Origin of the sequence: Lentzea sp. NPDC060358 (assembly GCF_042725365.1) — a bacterium.
Taxonomy (GTDB): domain Bacteria; phylum Actinomycetota; class Actinomycetes; order Mycobacteriales; family Pseudonocardiaceae; genus Lentzea.
In genome coordinates this window covers 1-9,690 of the sequence record NZ_JBHXCW010000271.1, presented here as the reverse complement: position 1 = coordinate 9,690, position 9,690 = coordinate 1, and the positions used below count along the sequence as shown (strand labels likewise).

The 9,690-nt window shown below is 73.0% G+C and carries 9 protein-coding genes and 2 pseudogenes; 10 read left to right on the top strand and 1 reads right to left on the bottom strand.

Features of this window, described 5'->3' with window-relative positions; genetic code table 11:
* Positions 1-97 precede the first annotated feature (97 nt).
* Positions 98-301: pseudogene (locus ACFWGZ_RS35700) on the top strand (cold-shock protein); the annotation flags it as partial.
* Complete coding sequence (locus ACFWGZ_RS35695) at positions 290-1,033, top strand: cold shock domain-containing protein (RefSeq protein ID WP_382456005.1); 744 nt, start codon at positions 290-292, stop codon at positions 1,031-1,033. The pseudogene ACFWGZ_RS35700 and the gene ACFWGZ_RS35695, both read left to right, overlap by 12 nt.
* Positions 1,034-1,068: 35 nt before the next feature.
* On the opposite strand, the gene ACFWGZ_RS35690 is transcribed toward ACFWGZ_RS35695, so the two are convergent.
* Positions 1,069-1,971: a LysR family transcriptional regulator gene (locus tag ACFWGZ_RS35690; RefSeq protein WP_382456004.1), complete on the bottom strand. Its 903-nt coding sequence runs from the start codon at positions 1,969-1,971 to the stop codon at positions 1,069-1,071.
* Between the two features lie 93 nt (positions 1,972-2,064).
* Here ACFWGZ_RS35690 and ACFWGZ_RS35685 point away from each other — a divergent pair, with 93 nt between their 5' ends.
* The 8 genes and pseudogenes from ACFWGZ_RS35685 to ACFWGZ_RS35650 all read left to right on the top strand — a co-directional run.
* Complete coding sequence (locus ACFWGZ_RS35685; protein ID WP_382456003.1) at positions 2,065-3,105, top strand: LLM class flavin-dependent oxidoreductase; 1,041 nt, start codon at positions 2,065-2,067, stop codon at positions 3,103-3,105.
* Positions 3,106-3,131: 26 nt separating this feature from the next.
* Positions 3,132-3,998 carry a hypothetical protein gene (locus ACFWGZ_RS35680; RefSeq protein ID WP_382456002.1) on the top strand — a complete coding sequence of 289 codons (867 nt, stop codon included), beginning with the start codon at positions 3,132-3,134 and terminating at the stop codon, positions 3,996-3,998.
* A 15-nt stretch (positions 3,999-4,013) separates the two neighbouring features.
* Positions 4,014-6,319, top strand: a pseudogene (locus ACFWGZ_RS35675) (pyruvate dehydrogenase).
* 31 nt (positions 6,320-6,350) lie between these two features.
* Entirely contained in the window at positions 6,351-7,193 is an 843-nt protein-coding gene (locus ACFWGZ_RS35670; protein ID WP_382456001.1) for a fumarylacetoacetate hydrolase family protein, read from the top strand.
* A 44-nt stretch (positions 7,194-7,237) separates the two neighbouring features.
* Positions 7,238-7,810: a VOC family protein gene (locus tag ACFWGZ_RS35665; RefSeq protein WP_382456000.1), complete on the top strand. Its 573-nt coding sequence runs from the start codon at positions 7,238-7,240 to the stop codon at positions 7,808-7,810.
* A gap of 134 nt (positions 7,811-7,944) precedes the next feature.
* Positions 7,945-8,397, top strand: a complete 453-nt coding sequence (locus ACFWGZ_RS35660; protein ID WP_382455999.1) for a hypothetical protein — start codon at positions 7,945-7,947, stop codon at positions 8,395-8,397.
* Positions 8,394-8,834: a hypothetical protein gene (locus ACFWGZ_RS35655; RefSeq protein WP_382455998.1), complete on the top strand. Its 441-nt coding sequence runs from the start codon at positions 8,394-8,396 to the stop codon at positions 8,832-8,834. The genes ACFWGZ_RS35660 and ACFWGZ_RS35655 overlap by 4 nt, the downstream gene beginning before the upstream one ends.
* 9 nt (positions 8,835-8,843) lie before the next feature.
* Positions 8,844-9,690, top strand: an 847-nt coding sequence (locus ACFWGZ_RS35650; protein WP_382455997.1) for a hypothetical protein, incomplete at its 3' end; no start/stop codon positions are given.

The following is a 9,690-nucleotide window of genomic DNA, read 5'->3' as shown; positions in this document are numbered from 1 at the left end:
GGCAGGCCCCCGGCCGGCGTCGCGAGTCGGTGTCGGGGTGCGGACGCGGCGTTTGGGACACTGGACTCTCGACCACCCGTGAGACCAGGAGTGCACAGTGCAGCAGGGAACCGTCCGCTGGTACGACCTCGAGCGCGGCTTCGGCTTCCTCGCCCCGGATGACGGCAGCGCCGACATCTTCGTGCACGTCTCGCAGGTGCGGGGCGAGGGCGCGGCCAGGGCGCTGCGCGAGGGCCAGACTGTGGAGTTCGAGACCGGTGAGGGACCCCGCGGCCCGCAGGCGCTGGACGTGGCCGTCACCGGGGACGTCGCGCCGCACGCGGCCCTGGGCGTGCTCGCCACGGTCTCCTGGTACGAGCCGGCCAAGGGCTACGGGTTCGCCGCGCCGGACGGCGGGGGCGCGGAGGTGTTCGTGCACTCCTCCGCCATCGTCACCGGGGGAGTGCTCGCGACCGGGCAGCGGGTGGCCTTCGTCGTGACCGCGGGGGAGAAGGGGCCGCAGGCCCAGCACGTGGTGCCGCTGAGCTTCGACGCCGGGGTCCGCAAGGCGCCCCTGGTCACCGGCGACGGCGCCGACGGCTCCGTCCTGTGGTTCGACGACGAGAAGGGGTTCGGCTTCGTGGCCGCCGACGACGGGGTGGGCGACGTGTTCCTGCACGTGCGCGCCCTGGACGACGACCGGTACCTGCCGGTCGAGGGCGACCGGGTCACGTTCACCACGGTCACCGTCGACCAGGGCCGTCAGGCGCGCGACGTGCGGTTCGTGGCCCCCGGCGAGCCGGTGGAGGCCGCCGCGGCTCCCGGCCAGGCGCGTTCGTCCGCCCGGCCCGCGGCCCGCGCGGGCAACGGCACGGTGGCCCGCTACGACGGCGACCGCGGCTTCGGCTTCATCACCCCCGACGAGGGCGGTCCGGACCTCTTCGTGCACGTCTCGGTGGTCTCGGGCGAGCCCCTGGTGGCCGGCGAGCGGGTGCGCTTCCGCATCCGGCAGAGCGACCGGGGCCCGCAGGCCGACGCCGTCGAGCACGCCTGACCGGCCAGGGGGTTCGCCGGCAGGACCAGCGACCCCTAAGCCGGTGACGACCCGTCGCGCCGGGCCAGGACGAGCTCCGTGAACGCGGCCGCGGCGGGGGAAGCGCCTTGGCCGGACGGCACGACGAAGTCGATGCTGTGGCTCAGGCCGTCCTCCTCCAGTTGCACCAAGCGCAGGTCGTCGAGGCTCAGGCCGGGGGCGTCCGGCACCAGTGCCACGCCGAGGCCCGCGCGCACGAGCTCGAAGACCATCGACAGATCGGTCACCTCGCAGGTCACCTTGCGGTGCAGGCCGCGCTCGGCGAACGCCTCGTCGACCAGGTCGCGGGTCTCGTGGCCCGCGTAGGTGTCGACGAAGCGCTCCTGCGCGAGGTCCGCGAAACCGATTGTGCCGCGCCCGGAGTGCGGGTGGTCTACCCGGCAGAGCATCGCCAGCGGCTGGTGGGTCAGCCCGACCACCCGCAGGCCCGGCACCGGGCCGGGAGTGCTGGTGACGATCGCGCAGTCCAGCTCGCCGCCCGCGACCATCGCCAGGGTGCGCTGCCGGTCCAGCTGACGCACCGAGATGTCCAGGCCGGGGTGTCGTTGCGCGAACTCGGCCATCCAGCCCAGGAACGGGCACGAGCTGGAGGGGGCGTGGACCTGCACCAGGCCCACGGTGAACGGGCCGGCCACCACGCCGCTGACCTCCCGCACCAGCTGGTGGCCCCTCTCGGCCTCGGCGAGAACGCGCCGCGCGGCGGGCAGCAGGACCCGTCCGGCGGTGGTGAGCCGCACCGGGCGTGAGCCCCGCACGTACAGCTCGCTGCCGACCGCGCGTTCCAGGGAGCGGATCGACGACGACAGACCCGACTGGACGATCAGCTCGCGGTCGGCGGCCTGGGTGAAGCTCGCTTCCTCGGCGAGTGCGACGAAGTGCCTCAGCTGGCGCAGTTCCATGGGACCCACTATCTCTCACGGAGATGAAAATCCGCTCCAGCACATGTCCGCCAGATATCGCGGTGCACGGCGGGCCTGGGTTTGGATCATCACATGGAACTCGGCATCTACTCCTTCGGCGACCTCGCCGCCGATCCGCACACCGGAGAGGTGCTCGGCACACGTCAGCGGCTGGCGAACCTTGTCCGCCACGCCCGGACGGCGGACGAGGCGGGCATCGAGGTCTTCGCGCTCGGCGAGCACCACCGCCCCGACTTCGGGATCTCCGCACCGGAGGTCGTGCTCGCCGCCGTGGCGTCGGTGACCGAGCGGATCCGGCTCAGCTCCGCCGTCACGGTCCTGTCCACCCAGGACCCGGTGCGGGTGTACCAGCAGTACGCGACGCTCGACCAGCTCTCCGGCGGCCGGGCCGAGATCATCGCCGGCCGGGGCGCGTTCACCGAGTCGTTCCCGTTGTTCGGCCACGACCTCGGCCGGTACGAGACGCTGTTCGACGAGAAGATCCGGTTGCTCCTGCAGCTCGCCCGGGAGGAGCGGCCGGTCTGGAGCGGCACGACCCGGTCGCCGCTGAACGGCGAGTACGTCGCACCCCGCGCCCTGCAGGATCCGCTGCCGGTGTGGATCGGGGTCGGGGGCACGCCGGCGTCGAGCATGCGCGCCGGCCTGCTCGGCGCACCGCTCTTCCTGGCGCTGTTCACCGGTCCGGGGCACGCCCGCGGACTGGTGGACGTCTACCACCGGGCCGCCGAGCAGGCCGGGCATCCCCGGGAGGCGCTGCGCGTCGCCAGCGGCGGCCACATGTTCGTCGGACGCCGCTCGCAGGACGCCAAGGACGCGTTCTTCCCCTACTACTCCCGCTACTTCCGGTTCCACCCGAACATGCGCGACGGGATGCCGCGCGCCACGTACGACGCGTGGCTGGCCGACGGCCTCGTCGTGGGCAGCCCGCAAGAGGTGGCCGACAAGATCCTGCGCCACCACGAGGTGCTCGGCAGCACCCGCTACGTCGGCCAGTTCGACGTGGGGAGCATGCCCGACGGCATGGTCCGGGAGAGCTTGGAACTGTTCGCCGCCGAGGTGGCACCCGTGGTCCGCCGCGAGTCGCGGCCCGCCCTCGCGGCACCCGTCAACTGATGTCCCACCGTTCTCTGGAGAACACCATGCAACTGCTCGGTCATGACGTGGACGTGACGCACGCGTCGCCGGAGCTGGTCACCCTGCTCAGCGGCTACTTCACCGCGAAGACCGGCCGCCGGGTCGACGAGACGATGTCGTACTTCGCCTCGGAGATGGCGTACGTCGACGCGACCCTGGGCTGGTCCTGGCACGGCTGGGCGGAGCTGCACGCCGCGTTCGGCGAGTACATGCCGAACTGGGCGGACACCGCGCAGGCCTACCCGACCGCCGTCCTGGGCGACACCGGCAGCGCGGTCGTCCGCTTCACCGACACCCCGGAGCTGTTCGGCCACGAGATCCGCGGGATCGCCGCGATCTCCTTCACCGGCGGCAAGATCTCCCGCTGGGTCGACTACTGGGACGGACGGCAGTTCACCCTCGACGGCATCGCCGGGCAGCGGCTCCCGGCCGGCCAGTTCCCCTCCGACCTGGGGGAGGGGCTGGGCGGAGACTCCCGCACGGCCGCGATCCAGCCGATCGCACACCGCGTCGCCGCCGCCCTGTCCGCGGCCGAACCGGCCGCTGCGGTGGAGCTGTTCAGCGACGACGTGGTCCTCGAGGACCTCAGCCTTCGCACGACGATCACGGGGCGCCGGGCCGTGGCGAGGTACCTCGACCGGTCCCTGCCACACCTCCCGTACGGGGCGGGGAGCAAGGTCCGGCACGTGCTCGGCGGAGCGTCGGGCGGAGGCTTCGAGTGGATCAGCGGCTCGGGGCCGGTCCCGCACGGGATCGTCGCCGTGTCCGCCGACGGCACCGGCGTGGTCGACCGTCTCAGCGCGGCCTGGGACGCCTCGCTGCTGACCGATGACGCTCTCGGCCGGTTGCAGGCCCTCGGCATCGACCGCTGAGCCGGGGGAACGACGATGTCCGCACCCCCTGCCGCCCAGGTGGGAACCGCAGACCGGCTCGCCGTGCTCGGCGAGGTGGAGCAGCGCGTGCGCTGGCTCGCGACCGCGATGATCGACCACGCGAACCGGGTGCGCCCCAACGCGTCCGGCCTGAAGGTCGGGGGCCACCAGGCGTCCTCGGCGTCGATGACCACGCTGATGACGGCGCTGTGGTTCGAGCACCTCCTGCCGGGTGACCGGGTCTCGGTCAAACCGCACGCCTCACCGGTGCTGCACGCGATCAACTACCTCCTGGGCGAGCTCGACGAGCGGTACCTGACCCGTTGCGCGCGTTCGGAGGGCTGCAGTCCTACCCGTCGCGCTCGAAGGACCCGGACCCGGTCGACTACTCGACGGGCTCCGTCGGCATCGGCGCCACCGCCCCGATCTGGGGAGCGCTCGCGCGCCGCTACCTCACCACGCTGGGGGAGCACGCCGGCACGGGCCGGCAGTACTCCCTCGTCGGGGACGCGGAGCTCGACGAGGGCGCGGTGTGGGAAGCCCTGGTGGACCCGGTGGTCGGCCGGCTGGGCGAGGTCGTGTGGATCGTCGACCTGAACCGGCAGAGCCTGGACCGGGTGGTGCCGGACATCGCCGCCGCGCGGCTCGAGGCCATGTTCGCCGCCGCCGGCTGGCAGGTGCTCACCGTGAAGTACGGGAGCCTGCTGGAGGAGCTGTTCGGACGTCCCGGCGGGGCCGGGCTGCGGCGGCGGCTCGACGAGATGAGCAACCCGGAGTACCAGCGGCTGCTCCGCTGCGAGCCCGCGCAGCTGCGCGACCGGCTGCCCGACTCGCCGGAGCTGACCGAGTTCCTGTCCACTGTGGACGACGAGGTGCTGCACGCGGCGGTCCGCGACCTCGGAGGGCACGACCTGCGGGCGGTCGGGGAGGCGTTCGCCCGCATCGACGACACCCGGCCCACCGTCGTCTTCGCCTACACCGTCAAGGGGTTCGGGCTGGCCAGTGAAGGTCATCCGCAGAACCACTCGTCGCTGCTGAGCGAGGAGCAGTTCGCCGAACTGGCCCGCCGCAGCGGGATGTCGGCCGACGCGCCGTGGCAGCGGTTCGGCCACGACACCGCGGCGGGACGGCTCTGCGCCGCGACGGCGGAGCGGCTGCGCCGCGAACCCGTGCCCGTGCAGCCCGCACCGCGGGTGCCGGCGGACATCGGCCGCACCCCGTCCGGGCGGACGACCACGCAGGCGGCGCTCGGCCGCGTGCTGCTCGACCTCACCCGCGAGGCACCGGAGGTCGCGCGCCGGGTGGTGACGCTGAGCCCGGACGTCAGCTCGTCGACCAACCTCGGCGGCTGGGTCAACAAGGTCGGCGTGTGGTCGCCCGACGAGCGGCACGACTGGTTCGGCGACGACCGCGAGACGGTCCTGCACTGGCGCGAACGGCCGACCGGCCGGCACGTCGAGTTCGGCATCGCGGAGGGGAACCTGGTCGGAGCGCTCGGCGAGCTCGGCGCCACCTGGTCGCGGTGGGGGCAGCCGCTGCTGCCGATCGGGGTGCTCTACGACCCGTTCGTGGAGCGCGCGTTGGAGCCGTGGTCGTTCGGGATCTACGCCGGTGGCCAGTCGATCCTGGTCGGCACCCCCTCGGGCGTGACGCTGGCCCCCGAGGGCGGTGCGCACCAGTCCATCACCACTCCCTCCGTCGGGCTGGAGCAACCCGGCTGCGTCAGCTACGAGCCGGCGTTCGCGATCGACGTCGAGTGGACCCTGCTGGCCTCGCTCGCACGACTGGGCCGGCCGGACGGGACCAGCGCCTACCTGCGGCTGTCGAGCCGGCCCGTGGACCAGAACCTGGCCGGGGTGCCCGCGGACCCGGCCGCGCGTGAGCGGCGCCGGTCGCAGGTCGTGGCGGGTGCGTACCCGCTGCGGCGTGCCGCCGGCCCGCCCGCGCTGACGATCGCGGCGATGGGTGCGCTCGTGCCGGAAGCGGTGGCCGCGGCCGAACGGCTGGAGTCGCTGGGGGTCGCGGTGGACGTGGTCGTCGTGAGCAGTCCCGGGTTGCTGTTCGACGCCGTGCAGGCCCGTTCGGGCCAGGGCGAGGCGAACACCGGGGTGCTCGAGGCCGCCTTCCCGGCACGCCGGGCGGCGCCGCTGGTCACGCTGCTCGACGGGCACCCGCACACGCTGGCGTTCCTGGCCGGTGTCCACCAGGTGCGCGCCCGGCACCTCGGCGTGACCCGCTTCGGCCAGTCCGGCGACCTGGAGAGCGTGTACCGCCACCACGGCATCGACGCCGTCGTCGCCGCCGCACTCGACCTCGTCTGATCGCTTCCGAACCCGAGCTGGAGGAGTAGCAGTGCGCGTTGTCAACGCGGCCGGTCGAGCGAGCCTCGTCACCGCGGACGGCCTGGTCGACGTCGAGTCGGCCAGCGGGGGAGCGTTGCCGGCCGGCCCCCAGGAGCTCTACGAGCACTGGGACGCTCTCCGCGCGTGGGCGGCAGACCTCACCGGTGCCCCGGTGCCGCCCCGCGTCGTGCGGGACCTCGGCCCGCCGGCCCCGCGGCCGCGGCAGGTCTTCGCGATCGGGCTGAACTACCGCGACCACGCGGCGGAGTCCGGTGTGGACCTTCCCCGCGCACCCGTGGTGTTCACCAAGTTCCCCGCCTCGATCACCGGGCCGTCCGCCACCGTGACCCTGCCGCAGGGGTCGGTCGACTTCGAGACCGAGCTCGTGGTCGTGCTCGGCAGGCACGCCCACCGGGTGCCCGCCGCCCGCGCGTGGGACCACGTCGCGGGCCTGACCCTGGGACAGGACCTGTCCGAACGCCGGCTGCAGTTCACCCCGCCCACGCCGCAGTTCTCGCTCGCCAAGTCCTATCCCGGCTTCGCCCCGATCGGACCCGAGCTGGTGACACCGGACGAGTTCCCCGACCGGGACGACATCGGGCTCGGCTGCCGCCTCAACGGTGAGCTGGTGCAGCAGTCGCGGACCAGCCGGATGGTCTTCTCCGTCAGCGAGATCATTTCTTACCTCTCGTCGATCGTCCCCCTGTTCGCCGGTGACGTGATCTTCACCGGAACCCCCGCCGGCATCGGGGCGGCGCGGGACCCCGCGCGCTTCCTGGCCGCCGGAGACGAGCTCGTGACCTTCGCCGAGGGCATCGGCTCGATGCACACCCGCTTCACCTCCGAGTCCTGACACCGATTTCGCGGCGCCCACGAGGCGCCGGGAGGGAAACCCCCATGTCCGCCACCCCGAAGTTCGCCCACGTGGTCTTCCGCACCAGCCAGGCCGCGCAGATGCGGGACTGGTACTGCGCCGTGCTCGACGCCCACGTGGTCTACGAGGACGACAACCTGACCTTCGTCACCTTCGACGAGGAGCACCACCGCATCGCCCTGATCAACTCGCCGGCCCCGCTGGAGCGCAAGAGCCCCACCACCGCGGCGATGCACCACGTCGCCTACACCTTCGACCACCTCGACGACCTGCTCGCGCGGTACGAGTCGTTGCAGGCGAAGGGAATCGCGCCGTCCGTGTGCATCGCCCACGGGGTGACGACGTCGATGTACTACCAGGACCCCGACGGCAACTTCGTCGAGATGCAGATCGACACCTTCGCCGAACCGGAGGCCGCGACCGCCTACATGAACGGGCCGGAGTACGCGGCCGACTCGGTGGGACCGGCGTTCGAGCCCCAGGCGATGCTCGAGGCCCGCCGCGCCGGCGCGGACGCCGGTCAGCTCACCGACCGCGCTTGGGCGCTCGGAGCCGGGCTCCCGGACCCGATGCCGATCCTCGTCGGCGCTCCTTGAGACCGCTGTCCCGCGAGACGAGCACGTTGCCCGCCAAGCGAAACCCTGGAGACCCGATGTCGGTGCTCGTGCTCGGCGCGACCGGGACGGTCCGCCCTCACGTCGTGCGAGGTGTGCACGAGCGCGGAGAAACGGTGCGTGTCCTCACGCGCGACGCCCAACGGATGGCCGCGTTCATGGAGACGCTCGTCGACAGAACCCTGGTGCCGGCCGCGAAGGCGACCGGCACGATCCCGAACGCTCTGGGAAGGTCGGGGATCAGCATGATCAGCGCTCGCGACGTGGGCCACTGCGCCGCGGCCGCGCTGACCGACTCCCGCTGGGACGGCCGGACGCGGCGGCTGATCGGACCTCACCTCGGCCGCGTGGTCGAGGTGGCGGAGACGACCCCGGCAGCCCTGCGGGAGAGCCTGGTCGCCCGCGGCGTCGAGACGTGGGAGGCCGAACACTTCAAGGAGATGTACGAGCTGTTCCGCGACGGGCACTCCGAGTTTGTCACCGGCGACGTCCGCCGGCTGCTCGGGCGCGATCCCGTGGACCTCGCCGCCCACCTCGGCCCGGCCGGCGACCTCGGGACGCATCCATGAACCACACCGGATGCCTGATGTGCGCCATGGAGGACGAGGACGAGTCCTCGGTCGTCTTCCGCGACGAGCTGTGGGCGGCGGAGGTCGTGCCCGGTCTCGCCGTGCCCGGCTGGTTCGTCCTGCGCACCCGCCGCCACGCGGAACGGATCACCGCCCTCGGCGAGGACGAGCTGCTCACGCTCGCGCGCCGCGCCCGCGACCTCGTCGCCGCCGTCACCGCGGTGACCGGTGCCCCCGCGACCTACCTGCTGGTCTTCGGGGAGAACTACCCGCACTTCCACGTGCTCGTGGCCGCTCGCGGCGAGGACGTCCCGGCAGACCGCCGCTCCGGTGACATCCTCAAGCTCCTGCCCGGCGGTGTCGTGCCCGCGGAGGCACTGCGGCTCGTTCCCGCGGTGCGCGAGGCGTACCACCGCGCGCTCGTCGAACGGCTCTAGGTTTGGGGCATGGCCCACACCGCCCGTCGCATGCACGAGCTGCTCGAACCGATCTGCCTCGTCACCTACCTCGCGGACGAGGTCGGCGAGGAGTACGCCGCGCTCGGCCACCGCACCTACTGGAGCGGCTACTTCGCGAGCCGCGCCGCACCGCTCGGGCGGGTGCCGGCGGAAGTCGTGCACGCGGCGTTCTACAACTTCGCTCCGGGCGAGGCGGCGCGGCACATCCCGTCCGCCTGGGACGAGATCCCGCCGCAGGAATCCCTCGCCGCACGGGAACGGGGCAGCGTGGCGGCCCTGCGCCGGGTCCTGGGCGACCTGGCCGACTCGGAGGGTGTCCTCAGGGCGGCCGAGCTGACCACCAGGGCCGCCACGAGCGCACCCACCGAGGGGCGGGTGATGTACGCCGGGATGCGGGGCCTCCCGATTCCCGCCGACCCGCTCACGCGGCTGTGGCACTCCGCGACCGTGCTGCGCGAGCACCGCGGAGACGGGCACGTCGCGGCCCTGCTCACCCACCGCGTCGGCGGCACCGAGGCGCACGTCATCAGCGCGATCGCGATGGGCGTCCACCCGCCGGAGTCGTTCGGCCGCATCCACCACCTGCCGGCGCAGCGGCTGGCCGCGGTCATGGCGGGTTTGCGCGAACGCGGGCTCGTCGACGCCGACGGCAGGTTCACCGACGCCGGCCGCGAGCTGCACCATAGCGTCGAGGCGCTCACCGACGACCTGGCCGCCCCGCCGTACGACGCGCTGTCCCGCGGGGGGCTCGACGAGCACCTCGCGCGGGACGAACCGAAGACGGCGGACCAGGGAGCCCCGTGTCCGCCACCCATCTGCGTCACCCCCAGCAACC